Raw genomic sequence first — 17,034 nt, forward strand, 5'->3', positions numbered from 1 at the left:
CGACTAAAATTGAAAATTACATTTAGGTAAACTGATTTCACTTATCGTAACTCCAATCGCGCGCCGCTATCCGTCGCTGCGCGCCCCATCATCCCCGAAGGAACCCCATGAAGCTCGCAACCTATAAAGACGGCTCCCGTGACGGCCAGCTGGTGGTCGTCTCGCGCGACCTGACGACGGCCCATTATGCGACCGGCATCGCCAGCAAACTGCAACAGGTGCTGGACGATTGGGGCTTTGTGTCGCCGCAGCTGCAGGACCTGTACGACGCCTTGAACAACGGGAAGGCGCGCCACGCGTTTCCCTTTGACCCCGTGCAGTGCATGGCGCCGCTGCCGCGCGCCTACCAGTGGGCCGACGGCTCGGCCTACATCAACCATGTGGAGTTGGTGCGCAAGGCGCGCGAGTCAGAGGTGCCCGGCAGCTTTTACAAAGACCCGCTGATGTACCAGGGTGGCAGCGACGACTTCATCGGCCCCTGCGACGACGTGGTCTGCCCCAGCGAAGACTACGGCATCGACTTCGAGGCCGAGGTGGCCGTGATCACCGGCGACGTTCCCATGATGAGCACGCCCGAGCAGGCGCTCGAAGGCATACGGCTGGTGATGCTGGTCAACGACGTGAGCCTGCGCAACCTGATCCCCAACGAGCTGGCCAAGGGCTTCGGTTTTTTCCAGAGCAAACCGGCAACGGCCTTCAGCCCGGTGGCGGTGACGCTTGACGAGTTGGGTGACGCCTGGGACCAGGGCCGCGTCAACCTGACCATGCAAAGCACCTGGAACGGTCGCAAGGTCGGCATGTGTGATGCGGGCTCCGAGATGACCTTCCATTTCGGCCAGCTGATCGCCCACATCTGCAAGACCCGCAATGTGCGCGCCGGCTCCATCATCGGCTCGGGTACGGTCAGCAACAAGGGCGTCGAGTCTGACGGCAAGGCTGATTGGCCCAAGGGGTACAGCTGCATCGCTGAAAAACGTGCGATTGAAACCATTCAGGACGGCAAACCGTCAACCGAATTCATGAAGTTTGGCGACACCATCCGCATCGAGATGAAGGGCAAGGATGGCGAGCTGGTATTTGGCGCGATTGACCAGAAGATCGTGCAGGCCGCGCCGGTGAAATAAGGGGCGGTGGACGGGTCACCGCGCCCCGTCTCAAGCGGCGTAGATCGCGTCCAGGTCCCGGAAACCCTTGATTTCCAGCGGGTTGCCGAAGGGGTCGCAAAAAAACATGGTCCACTGCTCGCCCGGCTGGCCCTCAAACCGCACTTGTGGTGCGAACAGAAAGTCGGTGCCGGCGGCTTGCAGGCGTTTGGCCATGGCCTGCCAGTCGGGCAGCGCCAGCACCAGGCCGAAGTGCGGCATGGGCACCAGCGTGTCGCCGACGTGGCCGGTGCGTTCGGTCTTGAAGGGCTGGCCCAGGTGCACCGAAAGCTGGTGGCCCACGAAGTCGAAGTCCACCCAGCTGTCGGTACTGCGGCCCTCCGTGCAGCCGAGCACATCACCGTAAAAACGGCGGGCCTGGTCGAGGTCGGAGACGTTGAAGGCGAAATGAAACAGGCTGCGCATGGCGCAAGGATAGCAGTCCACGCGCGATCCCGAAGCGCGCCGAACGCCAACCTCAAGCGCTGGCAGGGTCGCCGGCCATGGCGTTAATTTTTTTGAAATAGTGCCGCGCCAGCATGACCAGTTGGACCTCGCCAGGGTGGCCGCTGCCCACCGAGTCCACGGTGGCATCGCCCATGGCGCCCACGACGTCCGAAAAAAAAGTTGGCTGTGGGGCCAGGGCTTCACGAAGGTCAAGCAGATGCTGCGACCGGTGCGGGGCACAATTGCTGAATCTTTGGCACCCCGACGGAGAATTGATGACCGCCCAGACCCCCGACTACAGCGCCTACCAGACCCTCAACATCACGCGCCGTGGCGCCGGCGGCTCGGTGCTGGACATCCAGATGAAAGCCCTCAATGGCAAGCTGCCGACCGCTGGCCACGCCGGCCACCGCGAGCTTGCGCAGATCTGGCGCGACGTCGGCAGCGACGATTCGGTGCGCTGCACCGTGCTGCGTGGCGAAGGCATGGGGTTTTCCGGCGGCGGCGATCTGGCACTGGTGCAGGACATGGCCGATGATTTTGAAACGCGCACCCGCGTCTGGAAGGAAGCCCGCGACCTGGTTTACAACGTGATCAATTGCGACAAACCGATTGTCAGCGCGCTGCATGGTCCGGCCGTCGGTGCCGGCCTGGTGGCGGGGTTGCTGGCCGACATCTCAATTGCGGCGAAAACAGCAAAAATCGTGGACGGCCACACGCGCCTCGGAGTGGCTGCCGGTGATCACGCCGCCATTGTGTGGCCGCTGCTGTGTGGCATGGCCAAAGCGAAGTATTACCTGATGCTTTGCGAGCCGATTAGCGGCGAGGAAGCCGAACGTATCGGCCTGGTGTCGCTGGCAGTGGACGACGACGTTTTGCTGCCGAGAGCCTATGAGGTGGCCGACCGGCTTGCCGCCGGCTCCAGGACGGCGATCAGCTGGACCAAATATGCGCTCAACAATTGGCTGCGCCAGGCGGGCCCGGCCTTCGACGCTTCGCTGGCGCTGGAGTTCATGGGTTTTGCCGGCCCGGATGTGCGCGAGGGCGTCGCCAGCCTGCGCGAGCGCCGTCCACCGTCCTATTGAGTCTCGCAGTCATAATGCTATGAAAAATATAGCTACTCGCCCTTGTCCGACAAGGGCGGAAGGCTGTTTTTGCTTGCAAGCTTGCGCATGACGCACCAGCCGGTGGTCTTTTGCAGAAACGGGTTGACGTGCTGCCCCGACCCTGCACAATCAAACCAGCGTGACCCGGACCACAGCCCGGGGCACTTCCTACAACATCAGGAGACAGGCATGAGCGACACAGACAACTCTTCCTTTGCGGGCTTTGGCAAGCTGGTTCCGGGCTTCGATTTTTTGCAGAACCTGGCCAAGCAGGCCGCCGGCAGCGCCAGCCAGAGCATTCCCCAGCTGCCGAATCTGGGCAACTGGGTCGCACCGACGCTGAATGTCGAGGAGCTCGACAAACGCATCGAGGAGCTCAAGGCGGTCCAGTTCTGGCTGGACCAGAACGCCATGGCGCTCAAGGCCACCATCCAGGCGCTGGAGGTGCAGAAGATGACGCTGGCCACGCTCAAGGGCATGAACTTCAACATGGGCGATGTGACCAACGCCTTCAAGCTCAAGGTGGCCAACACCGTGGCCGGCGGTGTGCAGAAGGCGGCGGACACGGCCCGGACCTTTTCTGGCCTGGAGGTGCCGCCCACCAGTTATGACAAGGCGCCAAAGACCAGGACGAAACCACTGTCCAGAACCAAAGCAGGCCCGGATGCGCCCGCTGCCGGCGTGGTGGACCCGATGCAGTGGTGGGGTGCGCTGACGCAGCAGTTCCAGAACATTGCCACCACGGCCATGCAGGATGCAGCCAAAAAAACTGCCATGGACGCTACCAAGGGCATGGCAGCCGGCCTGGCCAAAGACGCGATGAAAACTGCCACCGGCCTGGCCAAGGGCATGGCCGATTCGGCTGGAAAAAAGGTGGCGCAGGGCGCGCGTTCGGCGATGAACACAGCGCTGCGCAGCGCCCAGGCCTGGCCGACGCCGGCCGCACCAGCATCCGCGCCTCGGGCGAAACCGCAAGCCAAAGCGCCGGCACGCAAGGCCGCGGCTCGAAAAGCCGCCCGAAAACCGGCGCGTTGATGGGCCCACCGTGGCACGGGAGAACAGCGCCAGCGACGATTTTTGACCTTTTCCTCCAGGACCCCATGAAGCTTTTCCCCTACGGCCACGCCACCCATCCGCAATGGCGCATGGCGGCCGGGTTGGTGCTGGCCCAGCTGCGCGCGCACATGACCTTGCCCGCCTACGCCAGCTCGCCCACGCTGGGCCTGCTGTACATCACTGACCACTACGCCGGCCAGGCGCAGGACATCCTGGACCATCTGAGCGGGGAATTGCCCGAAATCACTGACTGGGCCGGCACCGTGGGCATCGGCATTGCCTCCAACAATGTCGAATACTTCGATGAACCGGCGCTGGCCGTCATGCTGTGCGACCTGCCGAGTGACCAGTACCGCGTTTTTTCCGGCATCTCACCCTTGCCACCGGCCAGCGCGACCCACTTCAAAGCGCATACCGCGTTGGTGCATGCCGATGCCGGCACGCCTGATGTGGCCGACCTGATAAACGAGATGGCCCAGCGCACCGGCAGCGGTTATGTCTTCGGCGGGCTCGCCTCCAGCCGTAGCGAGGTGGTGCAGTTCGCGCTCAGCGGCAACGGCAATGTCAGGGGCCACGGCGCTGCCGGCGGCGTGTTCAGCGGCGGCCTGAGCGGCGTGGCTTTTGCGCAGGGCGCGGCGCTGATGTCGCGCGTCACCCAGGGCTGCCAGCCGATTTCTGCAGAACATGAGATCACCGCCTGCGATGGCAATGTGGTCACCGCCCTGGATGGTCAGAGTGCGCTGGACGTGATGCTGGCTGACCTCGATGTGTCGCTGGAGGAGCCGCGCGAAGCCCTCGAAAAAGTGCGCTCGACGTTGGTCGGCTTGCGCAGTGCGGGTGCGGACCTGCAGGACGGGCGCATCCGGCGACCGGGACAGTTCGGCGCCGATGTGGTGGTGCGCCACATCATCGGTCTGGACCCGGCGCGCACCGGAATTGCGGTGGCCGACATGCCGGTGGTCGGCATGAAGCTGGCTTTTTGCGAGCGCAATGCCGAGGCCGCGCGCGCTGACCTGGTGCGTGTGTGTGCCGAAATTCGCGAGGAACTGGAGCCGGAAGAACTGCCGCTGGAAGTGGCCACCGCCCTGAGCGGCAGTCATGCCGACGCGGCGCCGCATCCTGCGCGGCGCATCGCTGGCGCGATTTATGTCAGCTGTTCAGGTCGAGGCGGCCCGCATTTCGGCGCGCCCAGCGCCGAGCTGCAGATCGTGCGACGCGCGCTGGGCGACGTGCCGCTGGTCGGATTTTTTGCCGGCGGCGAGATCGCGCGCCATCACCTCTACGGTTACACCGGTGTGCTGACGGTGTTCACCGCACCCGCTGCCTGAACCCGGGCTGGATGGCCTGTTGAGCTGGGCGGTTTAAATAACTGTCTGACCAAGCGCCGTTGTTTTTTAAGCAGATGGAGTACTCATGAGCAAAGCCTTGCGATTGTCCGAAAAATGGTTTCAGCGTGGCCTGTGGCTGGTGGCGCTGGTGTTTGCGGCTTTCCTGATCGGGCTGGGCGGCACCGTGGTGGGCGACCTGCCGCAGGTCGAGCGATCTCTGGGCGTGGACGATTTCATGGAGCAGCCCCTCGCCACGCAGCTCCGGGACAAACTCAAGGCCGACGAGGGTGCCGGCCGCGAGGCCCAGGAGGCGCTGGAGCAGGCCCGGCTCGCGCACCGGGTGGCGCAGGCCAATTCGCGCACGGCCAGCGAAACCTTCAGCAACTGGCTGGCCACGCGGCGCGCCACCGAGCGGGGTGAGCAGGACTCCGAACTGATAGAGCGCACGCGCGCGCTGGACGGCCTGAAGGCGGCCGAGCGGCAAGCGCTGGCAGCGATGCAAGCCCAGCAGCAAAAAGCCCTGGATGCCAGCCAGGGCGCGGCGCGCACGCAGAGCGGTCTGGCAGAACTTGAGCGGGTCGCCCAGGACAAATGGCAAAGCGCCCAGCGCGCCCAGGAACTGCGTGTGTTTCTGTACCGCCTGGCCCTGACCCTGCCACTGCTGGCGGTGGCAGGCTGGCTGTTTGCGAAAAAACGCAAAAGCACCTGGTGGCCTTTTGTCTGGGGTTTCATCCTCTTTGCGCTGTTCGCTTTTTTTGTCGAGCTGGTGCCCTACCTGCCCAGTTATGGCGGTTATGTGCGTTACATCGTTGGCATCGTCATCACGGTGCTGGTCGGGCGGCAGGCGATTGTGTCGCTGAACCGTTACCTGGAAAAACAGAAACTGGCTGAACAGCTTCCCGATGCGCAACGCCGTGAAGAACTCAGCTACGACACCGCGTTGACGCGTCTTTCCAAAGGCGTTTGCCCGGGCTGCGAGCGTGTGGTGGATCTGAAAAATCCGACGATTGATTTTTGCCCCCATTGCGGCATTGGCCTGTTTGACCATTGCGGCGTTTGCAGTGCACGCAAAAGCGCGTTTGCCAAGTTCTGCCAGGCGTGTGGTGCAGAGGGCCGCGCGCCAGCAGCCGCGACCGTCAATTTGGAGTCTTGATCAGGTGAGATGGCTTCCCTTCTTTGGTCGGCGCATCGTCCTTGCCGCGTACTGCCTGCAGACCTACAAAGCCAAATCTCCGGTGCCTACGGCTGTTTTCCAGGCGACGGCGCTAAATTGAGCTGATCCCCACAACGACCACAAAGAGGTAAGCCCCATGAAGACCCACATCCGCAACCACGTCACAGCCCTTTTTCTCTTGATGCCCGCCGCCAGCGTCATGCTGGCCCTGCCGGCCAGCGCGCTGGCGCAGCCGGCCCAACCTGAGTTGAATTCATTGCAGGTGGATACCGATGATGGCCTCAAGGCCGGAGCCACACTGGACTTTACGGTGGAAGGTACACCGCGCGGTCAGGCCAGCGTCCGGGTGCGGGGCGTGCCACGCAACATCGTGCTCAAGGAGACATCGCGCGGCGTCTACACCGGCAGCTACACCCTCCGGCGCCAGGACCGCATGACCGAGAGCAGCGACGTTCGTGCCACGCTCAGAGTCCGCAACCGCGGCGTGAGTGCTGACTACCGCTTGCCTGCGGGTATTGCCGGCAGCAACGTGGCGACGGCCCCGACCCCCGGCAGCAGCGTGGCGGTGGCCCCGCCCCCCGGTTTGAAAATCGACCGCTTCAGTGTCACGCCCATTGACAAGCTTGAGCCAGGCGCTGAGCTGCGTTTTGCCCTGAATGGCATGCCCGGCGGCACGGCTGAATTTGATATTCCCGGTGTTGTCAGCAAAGTGCCCATGCGCGAAGTGCGCCCCGGCGTCTATGAAGGGGCTTACACCATTCGCCGCCTGGACAACCTCGCGCCCTCACGGCCGGCTGTTGCTACGCTGCGTGCCGGTGACCGTGCCGTTACCACCACGCTGACCCAGTCCCTGCTGGTCGGCGCCAAGCCACCCGTGATCCGCAACCTCTCACCCAAGGATGGCGAATCGGTGGTGCGCGGTGCTGCAACCTCGGTGTCAGGCACGTTTGACGATGTAGGCGGCGTGGGCATGGATACCAAAAGCGTGAGGATCTTGCTGGCGGGGCGCGATGTCACGGCGTCCACGCAGATCACACCGCAGTTCTTCACTTACCGCGCTGATCTGCCTGCCGGTCGCTATCCGGTGGATGTGAGCGCCAAGGACCTGGCCGGTAACTCCGTTCGCCAGACCTGGACTTTCGATGTAACGGCCGCTGCCAGTGCTTCACCGGCCACCGTGCTGCTGCAGGTCACCAGTCCCGCAGCCAACACTACCGTGGGAAGCGGTCCTGTCACCGTAAGTGGGCGTACCGCACCGGGTGCTGTGGTTGACGCCAAGGTTTCCGCCGTTGGAACGCTGGCCGGTCTGTTTGGCTTGAACCAGGACTTGCTGACGCAGCGCGTCCAGGCTGATGGCAACGGCAACTTCTCATTCAGCTTCACGCCCCAGTTACCGCTGCCCGGCACGCGTTATGAGATCTCCATGACCGCCGGCAAGGACGGGATGACCGCAAGCGAGACCAAGCTGGTGTTGTTTCAGAAGTAACAGCGCCTGACCGCGCCACGGCATCAGTCGATGTCTCCGGCGCGGGCTTGACGCTTCACTCAGCCATCAACGAGGTGGCTTCAGGGCGGGCCGGGCGACCATAAAATGGGTAGCTCGGATCGTTGTAGCCGGGGCTGGAGGCGTGACCTGGAACCACCAGATCATTGACGAAAGCCTCGTCTTCGCCACTCAGTTGCAAGTCCAATGCGCCGTACACGTCCTCCAGATGTGATAGCAAGCGCGGCCCGGCAATCACCGAACTGACCAGCGGGTTGGCAAGCACCCAGGCAGCAGCGAACTGACCTGCGACCCAGCCTCTGGCTTCGCAACGCGCCTTGATCTTTTGTGCGATGACCAGCGATTCTTCACGAAATTCGGTTTCCAGAATGCGTTTGTCGCCGCTCCCCGCGCGCGTGTCTGCAGTGGGCCTCTGCCCCGGCGGGTATTTGCCGGTGAGCACCCCACGCGCCAGCGGGCTGTAGGGCACCACGCCCAGGCCATAGTGGCCGCAGGCCGGCAGGATCTCCACTTCGGGCCCGCGGTTGAGCAGGTTGTAGTAAGGCTGGCAGACCACCGGCTGCGGCGCGCTGGTTTTCTCGCACAGGCGCACGATCTCGGCGATGCGCCAGCCGTGGAAGTTGGACAAACCAAAGCTGCGGATTTTACCGGCACGAATCAGGTCAGCTAATGCGCGAATGGCCTCTTCGAGGTTTTCACCATGGAAGTCGCGGTGCAGGTACAGGATGTCCAGGTAGTCCGTGTCCAGCCGTCTCAAGATGGCGTCGGTCTGCTGCATGATCCAGCGGCGTGAATAATGTCCGTCGTTGATGCCTTCGCCCGCCTTGTTGCCGAGCTTGCTGGCCAGCACCCAGTGATGGCGCTGACCCGCCAGCAATTTGCCCAGCAGGGTTTCCGACGCCCCCTCGTTGTAAACGTCGGCGGTGTCGATGAAATTGATGCCATGGTCTTTGGCCGACGCGACGATGCGTGCCGCCTCGTCATCCGGCGTTTGGTTGCCGAACATCATGGTGCCCAGGCAAAGAACGGAGACCTTCAGGTTGCTGTTTCCGAGGCGGCGGTACTGCATGACAGTTTCCTTTTGGTGATGGGTCGGCTGATGCCTAGACGCCGCGTTGCCTGTCCTGTTTGAATTGCAGCACAAAGGTCGCGAACTTGCCGGCATCCAGCGCGTCGCGCACCTCCTGCATCAGGTTCAGGTAGTAGTGCAGGTTGTGGATGCTGCTGAGCATGGGCCCCAGCATTTCGCCGCAGCGATCCAGGTGGTGCATGTAGGCGCGGCTGAAGTTTTTGCAGGTGTAGCAACTGCAGGTGCTGTCTACCGGGGCTTCTTCGGTCTTGTAGCGCGCATTGCGTATCTTCAGGTCGCCGAAGCGCGTGAACATATGGCCGTTGCGCGCATTGCGCGTGGGCATCACGCAATCGAACATGTCCACGCCGGCAGCCACGCCCTCGACCAGGTCTTCGGGCGTGCCCACACCCATCAGGTAGCGCGGCTTGTGGGCAGGCAGGCGATGCGGGGTGTGCGCCATGATGCGCAACATTTCTTCCTTTGGTTCGCCGACGCTGACCCCACCGATGGCATAACCTGGCAAGTCGAGCTCTACCAGCGCGTCCAGCGATTCCTGGCGCAGGTTTTCGAACATGCCGCCCTGCACAATGCCGAACAGCGCGTTCGGGTTTTCGAGTCTGTTGAATTCGTCAACGCAGCGTCCGGCCCAGCGCAGGCTGAGTTCCATGGAGATCCGGGCTTCCGCCTCGGTCGTGATGTGGCCCTTGGTGTCATAAGGCGTGCATTCGTCGAACTGCATCACGATGTCGCTGTTCAGAATGGTCTGAATCTGCATCGAGATCTCGGGCGTCAGGAACAGCTTGTCGCCGTTGACTGGTGAGGCGAACTTCACGCCTTCCTCGGAAATCTTGCGCATCTCGCCGAGCGACCAGACCTGGAAGCCACCGCTGTCCGTCAGGATGGGTTTGTGCCAGCTTTCGAACTTGTGCAGGCCACCGAACTGCTGCATCACGTCCAACCCAGGGCGCATCCACAGGTGAAAGGTGTTGCCCAGGATGATTTGCGCGCCCATGTCGTGCAGCGACTGCGGCATCACGCCCTTGACCGTGCCATAGGTGCCCACCGGCATGAAGATGGGCGTCTGCACCACACCGTGATTCAGTGTCAGGGTGCCGCGGCGCGCGTACGACCCCAGGTAGCTACCTTCGGCGGCGTCGGTTTTCAGGACATCAAAGTTCAGCATGAATTTTTGGAAAAATATTTAACACCCGGCAGCCCCTCAAAGTGTTGATCCTGTGTCCACAGCGTTGCACCGTGTGCTTGCGCTGTGGCGTAAATCAGGCTGTCGGCCAAAGGAAGCTCGTTCGCAATGGCTGCGCGGCTTAGCGGCAGGTCAAAGTCAATCACCCGTCCCCGGCCCATCAGGGCCTCGGCATATGCTGCGACTTTGGGACTGATCTCGCGGCGGAGCTTTTTAGTGACCTCGTAAATCGTCACGATGGGGACGATCAATTGTTCCGGGTTTTCTGCGGCATTGGCGAAAAGCTCTGCGCGAGGCGTGTCGCGCAGGTACTCAATCCAGCAGGAGGAATCGAGTGTCAGCCAGACTGGCGGTTTGGGCTGTGGTGAGCGGCTCGCCATCAAAGGCGATCAGCTTCGTTGGGGATGTCGCTGTCTTTCAATGCACTGGCGATCCCGCGGTAAGCGCTCACCGGTTTGAGGGGAACCAAGTGCGCAGCGCCATCAAACTCAATCCAGGTCAATTTGGCGCCGGGTTTGAGTTTCAGGCGCTCGCGAACCGAGGCCGGAATGACCACTTGGTACTTGCTCGACAGGGTAACCGTGTTGCTGGTGTTTTTCATATCGATCATTTTATCGCTTTACCAAGCCGATGTCGATCAATAATCATGGCGTCACCGTAGCTGAAAAAGCGGTAGCGCTGCGCGATGGCGTGCTGGTACAGCGCCATGATGTGCTCATACCCGGCAAAGGCGCTGACCAGCATCATCAGCGTGCTTTTGGGCAGGTGAAAGTTGGTCAGCAAAACGTCCACCACCTCGAACTTGAAACCCGGCGTGATGAAGATGTTGGTGTCCCTGCACGCTGGACCAAACTTCGCCGCCGATTCCAGCGCACGCACGCAGGTGGTGCCGACGGCGACCACGCGGCCACCGCGCGCCTTGCACGCGGCTATGGCTTGCAGCGTCGCTTCTGGCACCTCAAAGCGCTCGAAATGCATGACGTGGTCGGCGATGTTTTGGGCCTTCACCGGCTGGAAGGTGCCAGCGCCGACATGCAACGTGACGCTGGCGCGCTGGATGCCGCGCGCCTCCAGCCGGGCCAGCACCGTCTCGTCGAAATGCAGCGCCGCTGTCGGCGCAGCCACGGCGCCGGGGTGTTTGGCGAACACCGTCTGGTAGCGGCGTTCGTCGTCGGCCGAATCGCTGTGGGTGATGTAGGGCGGCAACGGCACATGGCCGTGGCTTTCCATCAGCATGTACGGGTCGCTACTCAGCGCAAAGCGGTACAGTGGCCCGTCTTCATTGGGCCAGCGGCCCAGCAGCGTGGCAGTAAAGCCGCCGTCCATCTGCAGCACGGCGCCGGGCAGTGGTTTCTTGCTGACCTTCATGTGGGCCGCCACTTCGTGGCCCGCGGCGGGCGACAGCGACAACACCCGCTCGATCAGCAGTTCCAGCCTGCCGCCACTGCCTTTCTGCCCGAACAGGCGAGCTTTGACCACTTTGGTGTCGTTGAGCAACAGCAGGTCACCCGGCTGCAGCAGGTCGGGCAACTGGGTAAAACGCCGGTCCACGGGGCTGCTGCTCCGACCATCCAGCAGTCGCGAGGCGCTGCGCTCGGCTGCAGGATGCTGGGCAATCAGTTCGTCGGGGAGTGTGAAATCAAAATCGCTGAGGCTGAACGAGGTCTTCATGAAGGCACAATTGTCCCATGCCCACCCGGTCTGCCCCCGCAGCTTCTCCCCGCAAGGCGGCACCGGCCGTGCCAGCCACGGGCAGCGCTGCGGCACCAAAATCCCAGCCGCAAAAAGCCCTTGAGAAGCTGGGCCTGCGCCGCGACATCGACCTGGCGCTGCATTTGCCGCTGCGTTACGAGGACGAAACCCGCATCACCCGCCTGGCCGACGCACGCGACGGCGACATGGTGCAGATCGAGGGCCAGGTGACACACAGCGAAGTGACGTTTCGCCCGCGTCGGCAACTGCGGGTAACGGTGGACGACGGCAGTGACACCTGCGTGCTGCGCTTCATCAACTTTTACCCTTCGCATCAGAAGACCCTCAGCGTGGGCGCGCGTGTGCGGGTGCGCGGCGAAATCCGCGGTGGGTTTGCCGGCCGCGAGATGGTGCATCCGGGCTTTCGCGTGGCCGGCGGTGAGCTCGCAACCGCGTTGACGCCGGTCTATCCCGCAGTTGCCGGCCTGCCTCAGGCCTACCTGCGCAAGGCGGTGCTTGGAGGTTTGGGGCGCGCCGATTTGTCGGAGACCCTGCCGGCTGAATTTGTAAGCAAAAACCTGCCTCAGCCCTTGTCCAGTCTGCGTGAAGCGCTATCATTTTTGCACCAACCGCCGCCGGATGTGAGTGCGCCGGGAAGGGCCACCCCGACCCAGCACAGCCCCCTCGGGGGGCAGCGAAGTACGCACAGCGACGAGCGTGGGGGCTTGTTAGCTACCTTGGAGGACCGCAGTCACCCGGCCTGGCAGCGGCTCAAGGCTGAGGAGTTGCTGGCCCAGCAGCTGTCGCAGTTGCAGGCGCGGCGTGTGCGTGCCGCGATGCGCGCGCCGGCGCTGAGGGCCCCGATGCATGGGCCCCAGTGCACCTTGCAGGAGCAGTTGCTGGAGCGCCTGCCGTTTCGGCTGACGGCGGCGCAGCAACGTGTGGGCCAGGAAATCGCGGCCGACCTGCAGAAGAACCTGCCCATGCACCGCCTGCTGCAGGGTGACGTCGGCTCCGGCAAGACCGTGGTGGCGGCACTGGCGGCGGCACGCTGCATGGACGCAGGCTGGCAATGCGCACTGATGGCGCCGACCGAGATCCTGGCCGAGCAGCACTTTCGCAAGTTGATCGGCTGGCTGGAACCGCTGGGCATACAGACCGCGTGGCTGACCGGCAGCCAGAAGGCCAAAGAGCGGCGCGAGGCGCTGGCCCTGATTGAAAGCGGCGCCGCCGGCTTGGTGGTTGGCACCCATGCGGTGATTCAGGACAAGGTGGTGTTCAAAAACCTCGCGTTGGCCATCATCGATGAGCAGCACCGCTTCGGCGTGGCGCAGCGGCTGGCTCTGCGGAGCAAGATGACTATTGGCGGGTCTGCGGAGAGTCTTGGCCAGGGACACCGCGGAACCGGCTCTGCCGGGCCGCAGGGTAGGGGAGAGGCGGCTACACGCGGTGAGCCCGCAACGGGGGTGGAACCTCATTTATTGATGATGACGGCGACGCCCATCCCGCGCACCCTGGCCATGAGTTATTACGCCGACCTCGACGTCTCGACAATTGACGAGTTGCCGCCAGGCCGCACACCCATCGTCACCAAAGTGGTGGCCGAAGCGCGGCGTGACGAGGTGGTCGAACGTATCCGCAGCCAGCTCGCCGAGGGCCGGCAGGTCTACTGGGTTTGCCCGCTGATTGAGGAAAGCGAATCAGTGGACCTGATCAACGCCACCCAGACGCATGAAGCGCTGAGCGCCGCCTTGCCCGGCACGCCCGTCGGCCTGCTGCATTCGCGCATGCCGGTGGCCGAGAAAAAGGCAGTGATGGGGCTGTTTACCAGCGGCCAGCTCGGCGTGCTGGTCAGCACCACGGTGATCGAAGTCGGCGTCGATGTGCCCAATGCCTCGCTGATGGTGATTGAACACGCCGAAAGGTTTGGCCTCTCCCAGTTGCACCAGCTGCGCGGTCGGGTCGGGCGCGGCGCGGCGGCCTCGGCCTGTGTGCTGTTGTACTCGACCGGGGATGCGCCGCGCCTGGGTGAAACTGCGCGCGCCCGGCTGAAGGCCATGGTCGAAACCCAGGACGGCTTTGAAATCGCCCGGCGCGACCTGGAAATCCGAGGCCCGGGGGAGTTTCTCGGTGCGCGGCAATCGGGCGCGCCGCTACTGCGCTTTGCCGACCTGGCGACTGACACCGAACTGCTGGCCTGGGCGCGGGCTCTGGCGCCGGTAATGCTCGACAAGTACCCGGACTTGGCGCACCGGCATATCTTGCGCTGGTTGGGAGGAAAGGCCGAGTTTTTGAAGGCCTGAGCGGAAGCGGGGGACGCCGCCGCTCAGCAGCTTTCGCCGTTGACCCGCATGCCCTGGTCAGAAAGTTTTCTCAGGCTGAAAGTGCCCAGGCTGCGGACCCGAAAACCCAGATCGGCGCAGCTGATGAATCGGCGCTGGGTCCGTTGCTCGACAATTTCAGCAGCCACCTTGGGGCCGAGACCGGCGAAGTCGGCAATTCGCCACTCTTCGGCGGTACTGAAATCCATGGAGTAGGCAGGCAAGGGGACAATGATTTTTGGTTCCCGGGCGCAGCCGCCAAGCAGCACGACCAGGACGAGGCCAAAGGAATAGGCGAGGGATCGGTTCATGGGTAAGCCCGTAAGGTTCAGGTCAAAGCGAAATTGCTGTCACTGCCGATTCTGGCATGAAGGCTGCCTGAAGCAGGGTTGCCCCTGGGGCTTCCCCGCAAGGGTGGGGAAAAGCCGCACAATAAGCCCATGACGCTGACAGAACTGAAATACATCGTTGCCGTCGCCCGCGAAAAACACTTCGGCCGGGGCGCCGAGGCATGTCATGTGTCGCAGCCCACGCTGAGCGTGGCCATCAAGAAGCTGGAAGAAGAGCTGCAGGTCAAACTGTTCGAGCGCAACGCCAACGAGATCACGGTGACGCCGCTGGGTGAAGAGATCGTGCGCCAGGCGCAGAGTGTGCTGGAGCAGGCCGACAGCATCCGCGAGATCGCCAGGCGCGGCAAGGACCCGCTGGCTGGCGCCCTGCGCCTGGGCGTGATCTACACCATCGGCCCCTACCTGTTGCCCGACCTGGTGCGGCAGGCGATTGCACTCACGCCGCAGATGCCGCTGATGCTGCAGGAGAACTTCACCGTCAAGCTGCTGGAAGAGTTGCGCACCGGCGAGATCGATTGCGCCATCCTCGCCGAACCTTTCCCCGACACCAACCTGGCGATTGCGCCGCTGTACGACGAGCCCTTCATGGCGGCCGTGCCCAGCAACCACCCGCTGGCGGCGCGGGGCAGCATCACCGCTGAAGAACTCAAGCAGGAGACCATGCTCTTGCTGGGTAACGGCCACTGTTTCCGCGACCATGTGCTGGAGGTCTGCCCCGAGTTCGCACGCTTTTCCAGCAACGCGGAAGGCATAAGCAAGAGTTTTGAAGGTTCCTCGCTGGAAACCATCAAACACATGGTGGCGGCCGGCATGGGTGTGACGCTGGTGCCGCGCCTGAGTGTTCCCAAAGACGCGCTGCTGACCAGGCCCGCCAAGCCCAGGACCCGGGAAAAAGAGGCGGCCGAGCTGGCGTCTTACATCACTTACCTGCCGTTTGAAGGCCATGTGCCGACGCGGCGTGTGGTGCTGGCCTGGCGCCGCAGCTTCACCCGGTATGAGGCCATCGCGGCCTTGCGCAATGCGATCTACGCTTGTGAACTGCCGGGCGTGACACGCCTGTCCTGACCTGGGTTCCTGCTGATTTCAGGACGCCTATCAAGGCCATACAGTCTGGCTGTTGCTTCGGGCTCCCTGATTGCTTAGAGTGAAGCCTGAAGTTCTTGAAAGGAAACCCATGGCCAAATCTGCTTCCAAAAATGCCGCGTCCGCCAGCCGCAGCGGCGCGCCGCCCATCAACATCGGCATCAGTGAAAAAGACCGTGCGGCCATCACCCAGGGCCTGAGCCGCCTGCTGGCCGACACCTACACGCTCTACCTGACCACGCACAACTTTCACTGGAACGTGACCGGCCCGATGTTCAACACGCTGCACGTGATGTTCATGACCCAGTACACCGAACTCTGGAACGCGGTGGACCCGGTGGCCGAACGCATTCGTTCCCTGGGGCATCGCGCGCCGGGCTCTTACGCCGAATTCGGCCGGCTGACCTCTCTGCCGGATGCACCGGTCAAGCCCCCGCAGGCGCTGGAGATGGTGCGCATTCTGGTGAAGGGCCACGAAGCCGTGGCCCGCACCGCGCGCGAATTGTTCCCGCTGGCCGACAAAGCCAGCGACGAACCGACGGCCGACCTGCTGACGCAGCGCCTGACGGTGCACGAGCAGACGGCGTGGATGCTGCGTTCACTTCTCGAAGAGTAGTCGGCGGATCCCTGCCGCGCAGCGGCTAACATCGCCGGGTGACAAGCCGACTCCGTCTCTACCTCGAACTGATCCGCTGGGACCGCCCGGCCGGGTGGTTGCTGTTGCTGTGGCCCACGCTGTCGGCGCTGTGGGTGGCGTCGCATGGTTTTCCCGGCTGGCACCTGATCGCGGTATTCACGCTGGGCACCATCCTGATGCGCAGCGCCGGCTGCTGCCTCAACGACGTCGTCGACCGGGATTTCGACCGCCATGTCAAACGCACGGCCGAGCGGCCTGTCACGCGTGGCGCGGTCGGGGTGCGTGAGGCCTTGAGTCTGGCCGCGGTACTGGCTTTGTTGGCATTTGGTCTGGTGCTCACCACCAACCCGACGACCATCGCCTGGTCCTTCGCCGCGCTGGCCGTGGCCGTGGCCTACCCCTATGCCAAACGTTTTGTGTCCATGCCGCAGGCGGTGCTGGGCGTGGCTTTCAGTTTTGGCATTCCCATGGCGTTTGCGGCGGTGCAGTCGCGGGTGCCGGCGCTGGCCTGGCTGCTGCTGCTGGGCAACCTGTTCTGGGTGATTGCCTACGACACCGAATACGCCATGGTGGACCGCGACGACGACCTCAAGATCGGCATGAAAACCTCGGCCATCACGCTGGGCCGCTTCGATGTGGCGGCGGTGCTGGTCAGTTATCTGATTTATCTGTCAATTTGGGCCGCAGCCCTCATGGATATTGCGCAACCAGCTATTTATTTGATAGCGCTTGTGGTCGCACTCGGGCAGGCACTGTGGCATGTCTGGCTGATCCGGGGGCGGGGCCGTGACGCCTGCTTCAAGGCATTTCGCGTGAATCACTGGCTGGGGTTTGCGGTGTTTGCCGGCATTGCCCTGTCGTACGCGCTGGTGGGCACTTGGCCGCCGGGGCATTGATTTGCTATAAAAACAGTAGCTGTTC

Annotated in this window: 18 protein-coding genes; 10 read left to right on the forward strand and 8 right to left on the reverse strand. The window is 63.1% G+C overall.

From position 1 onward, the window contains the following. Positions 1-107 precede the first annotated feature (107 nt). The gene (locus H0W47_RS01715; protein WP_296919776.1) at positions 108-1,124 is read left to right on the forward strand and encodes a fumarylacetoacetate hydrolase family protein; all 1,017 of its coding nucleotides are present in this window, start codon (positions 108-110) and stop codon (positions 1,122-1,124) included. Positions 1,125-1,154: 30 nt separating this feature from the next. On the opposite strand, the gene H0W47_RS01720 is transcribed toward H0W47_RS01715, so the two are convergent. Then, entirely contained in the window at positions 1,155-1,568 is a 414-nt protein-coding gene (locus tag H0W47_RS01720; protein WP_296919853.1) for a VOC family protein, read from the reverse strand. Positions 1,569-1,620: 52 nt separating this feature from the next. Continuing rightward, positions 1,621-1,743, reverse strand: a complete 123-nt coding sequence (locus H0W47_RS01725) for a hypothetical protein (protein WP_296919778.1) — start codon at positions 1,741-1,743, stop codon at positions 1,621-1,623. Between the two features lie 121 nt (positions 1,744-1,864). Between H0W47_RS01725 and H0W47_RS01730 the strand changes: the two genes are divergently transcribed. From H0W47_RS01730 to H0W47_RS01750, 5 genes are all read left to right on the forward strand, one after another. After that, positions 1,865-2,674 (forward strand): enoyl-CoA hydratase/isomerase family protein, encoded by an 810-nt coding sequence (locus tag H0W47_RS01730; RefSeq protein ID WP_296919779.1) that lies wholly within the window; start codon positions 1,865-1,867, stop codon positions 2,672-2,674. 210 nt (positions 2,675-2,884) lie between these two features. Beyond that, positions 2,885-3,730: a PhaM family polyhydroxyalkanoate granule multifunctional regulatory protein gene (locus tag H0W47_RS01735; protein WP_296919781.1), complete on the forward strand. Its 846-nt coding sequence runs from the start codon at positions 2,885-2,887 to the stop codon at positions 3,728-3,730. 65 nt (positions 3,731-3,795) lie between these two features. Next, a complete protein-coding gene (locus tag H0W47_RS01740; protein ID WP_296919783.1) occupies positions 3,796-5,079 on the forward strand; it encodes an FIST N-terminal domain-containing protein in 1,284 nt (427 codons plus the stop codon). Positions 5,080-5,164: 85 nt separating this feature from the next. Next, positions 5,165-6,232, forward strand: a complete 1,068-nt coding sequence (locus H0W47_RS01745; RefSeq protein WP_296919785.1) for a zinc ribbon domain-containing protein — start codon at positions 5,165-5,167, stop codon at positions 6,230-6,232. Positions 6,233-6,389: 157 nt separating this feature from the next. Continuing rightward, positions 6,390-7,739 carry a hypothetical protein gene (locus tag H0W47_RS01750; RefSeq protein WP_296919787.1) on the forward strand — a complete coding sequence of 450 codons (1,350 nt, stop codon included), beginning with the start codon at positions 6,390-6,392 and terminating at the stop codon, positions 7,737-7,739. Between the two features lie 55 nt (positions 7,740-7,794). On the opposite strand, the gene H0W47_RS01755 is transcribed toward H0W47_RS01750, so the two are convergent. The 5 genes from H0W47_RS01755 to queA are packed head-to-tail and all read right to left on the reverse strand — an operon-like array spanning position 7,795 to position 11,701. Then, positions 7,795-8,826 carry an aldo/keto reductase gene (locus tag H0W47_RS01755; protein WP_296919789.1) on the reverse strand — a complete coding sequence of 344 codons (1,032 nt, stop codon included), beginning with the start codon at positions 8,824-8,826 and terminating at the stop codon, positions 7,795-7,797. Between the two features lie 34 nt (positions 8,827-8,860). Further along, positions 8,861-10,012, reverse strand: a complete 1,152-nt coding sequence (gene tgt, locus H0W47_RS01760) for a tRNA guanosine(34) transglycosylase Tgt (RefSeq protein WP_296919791.1) — start codon at positions 10,010-10,012, stop codon at positions 8,861-8,863. Beyond that, a complete protein-coding gene (locus H0W47_RS01765; RefSeq protein WP_296919793.1) occupies positions 10,006-10,410 on the reverse strand; it encodes a type II toxin-antitoxin system VapC family toxin in 405 nt (134 codons plus the stop codon). The genes tgt and H0W47_RS01765 overlap by 7 nt, the downstream gene beginning before the upstream one ends. Continuing rightward, the gene (locus H0W47_RS01770; RefSeq protein WP_296919795.1) at positions 10,410-10,640 is read right to left on the reverse strand and encodes an AbrB/MazE/SpoVT family DNA-binding domain-containing protein; all 231 of its coding nucleotides are present in this window, start codon (positions 10,638-10,640) and stop codon (positions 10,410-10,412) included. Before H0W47_RS01770 ends, H0W47_RS01765 begins: the two co-directional genes overlap by 1 nt. Continuing rightward, entirely contained in the window at positions 10,637-11,701 is a 1,065-nt protein-coding gene (gene queA, locus H0W47_RS01775) for a tRNA preQ1(34) S-adenosylmethionine ribosyltransferase-isomerase QueA (protein ID WP_296919797.1), read from the reverse strand. The genes H0W47_RS01770 and queA overlap by 4 nt, the downstream gene beginning before the upstream one ends. Before the next feature lie 17 nt (positions 11,702-11,718). On the opposite strand from queA, the gene recG reads away from it, so the two are divergent. Then, complete coding sequence (gene recG / locus H0W47_RS01780) at positions 11,719-14,025, forward strand: ATP-dependent DNA helicase RecG (RefSeq protein ID WP_296919799.1); 2,307 nt, start codon at positions 11,719-11,721, stop codon at positions 14,023-14,025. Between the two features lie 23 nt (positions 14,026-14,048). On the opposite strand, the gene H0W47_RS01785 is transcribed toward recG, so the two are convergent. Continuing rightward, the gene (locus tag H0W47_RS01785) at positions 14,049-14,354 is read right to left on the reverse strand and encodes a hypothetical protein (RefSeq protein WP_296919801.1); all 306 of its coding nucleotides are present in this window, start codon (positions 14,352-14,354) and stop codon (positions 14,049-14,051) included. Positions 14,355-14,483: 129 nt separating this feature from the next. On the opposite strand from H0W47_RS01785, the gene H0W47_RS01790 reads away from it, so the two are divergent. The 3 genes from H0W47_RS01790 (at position 14,484) to ubiA (ending at position 17,009) form a co-directional block, all read left to right on the forward strand. Then, on the forward strand, positions 14,484-15,458 hold the full coding sequence (locus H0W47_RS01790; protein ID WP_296919803.1) for a LysR substrate-binding domain-containing protein: 975 nt from the start codon (positions 14,484-14,486) through the stop codon (positions 15,456-15,458). Between the two features lie 109 nt (positions 15,459-15,567). Continuing rightward, on the forward strand, positions 15,568-16,092 hold the full coding sequence (locus tag H0W47_RS01795) for a Dps family protein (protein WP_296919805.1): 525 nt from the start codon (positions 15,568-15,570) through the stop codon (positions 16,090-16,092). Between the two features lie 38 nt (positions 16,093-16,130). Beyond that, positions 16,131-17,009 carry a 4-hydroxybenzoate octaprenyltransferase gene (gene ubiA, locus H0W47_RS01800; RefSeq protein WP_296919807.1) on the forward strand — a complete coding sequence of 293 codons (879 nt, stop codon included), beginning with the start codon at positions 16,131-16,133 and terminating at the stop codon, positions 17,007-17,009. The last annotated feature ends 25 nt before the right edge of the window (positions 17,010-17,034 follow it).

The organism is Polaromonas sp., from assembly GCF_013817205.1.
GTDB lineage: Bacteria > Pseudomonadota > Gammaproteobacteria > Burkholderiales > Burkholderiaceae_C > Polaromonas.

What these genes read in the sequence shown, in the direction of transcription:
- H0W47_RS01740 (WP_296919783.1), top strand. Translation starts at nt 3,796, where the DNA reads ATGAAGCTTTTCCCCTACGGCCACGCCACCCATCCGCAATGGCGCATG.
- H0W47_RS01770 (WP_296919795.1), bottom strand. Translation starts at nt 10,640, where the DNA reads ATGATCGATATGAAAAACACCAGCAACACGGTTACCCTGTCGAGCAAG.
- H0W47_RS01745 (WP_296919785.1), top strand. Translation starts at nt 5,165, where the DNA reads ATGAGCAAAGCCTTGCGATTGTCCGAAAAATGGTTTCAGCGTGGCCTG.
- recG (WP_296919799.1), top strand. Translation starts at nt 11,719, where the DNA reads ATGCCCACCCGGTCTGCCCCCGCAGCTTCTCCCCGCAAGGCGGCACCG.
- H0W47_RS01755 (WP_296919789.1), bottom strand. Translation starts at nt 8,826, where the DNA reads ATGCAGTACCGCCGCCTCGGAAACAGCAACCTGAAGGTCTCCGTTCTT.
- H0W47_RS01765 (WP_296919793.1), bottom strand. Translation starts at nt 10,410, where the DNA reads ATGGCGAGCCGCTCACCACAGCCCAAACCGCCAGTCTGGCTGACACTC.
- H0W47_RS01785 (WP_296919801.1), bottom strand. Translation starts at nt 14,354, where the DNA reads ATGAACCGATCCCTCGCCTATTCCTTTGGCCTCGTCCTGGTCGTGCTG.
- H0W47_RS01725 (WP_296919778.1), bottom strand. Translation starts at nt 1,743, where the DNA reads ATGGGCGATGCCACCGTGGACTCGGTGGGCAGCGGCCACCCTGGCGAG.
- H0W47_RS01735 (WP_296919781.1), top strand. Translation starts at nt 2,885, where the DNA reads ATGAGCGACACAGACAACTCTTCCTTTGCGGGCTTTGGCAAGCTGGTT.
- H0W47_RS01790 (WP_296919803.1), top strand. Translation starts at nt 14,484, where the DNA reads ATGACGCTGACAGAACTGAAATACATCGTTGCCGTCGCCCGCGAAAAA.
- H0W47_RS01715 (WP_296919776.1), top strand. Translation starts at nt 108, where the DNA reads ATGAAGCTCGCAACCTATAAAGACGGCTCCCGTGACGGCCAGCTGGTG.
- queA (WP_296919797.1), bottom strand. Translation starts at nt 11,701, where the DNA reads ATGAAGACCTCGTTCAGCCTCAGCGATTTTGATTTCACACTCCCCGAC.
- H0W47_RS01750 (WP_296919787.1), top strand. Translation starts at nt 6,390, where the DNA reads ATGAAGACCCACATCCGCAACCACGTCACAGCCCTTTTTCTCTTGATG.
- H0W47_RS01720 (WP_296919853.1), bottom strand. Translation starts at nt 1,568, where the DNA reads ATGCGCAGCCTGTTTCATTTCGCCTTCAACGTCTCCGACCTCGACCAG.
- tgt (WP_296919791.1), bottom strand. Translation starts at nt 10,012, where the DNA reads ATGCTGAACTTTGATGTCCTGAAAACCGACGCCGCCGAAGGTAGCTAC.
- H0W47_RS01730 (WP_296919779.1), top strand. Translation starts at nt 1,865, where the DNA reads ATGACCGCCCAGACCCCCGACTACAGCGCCTACCAGACCCTCAACATC.
- H0W47_RS01795 (WP_296919805.1), top strand. Translation starts at nt 15,568, where the DNA reads ATGGCCAAATCTGCTTCCAAAAATGCCGCGTCCGCCAGCCGCAGCGGC.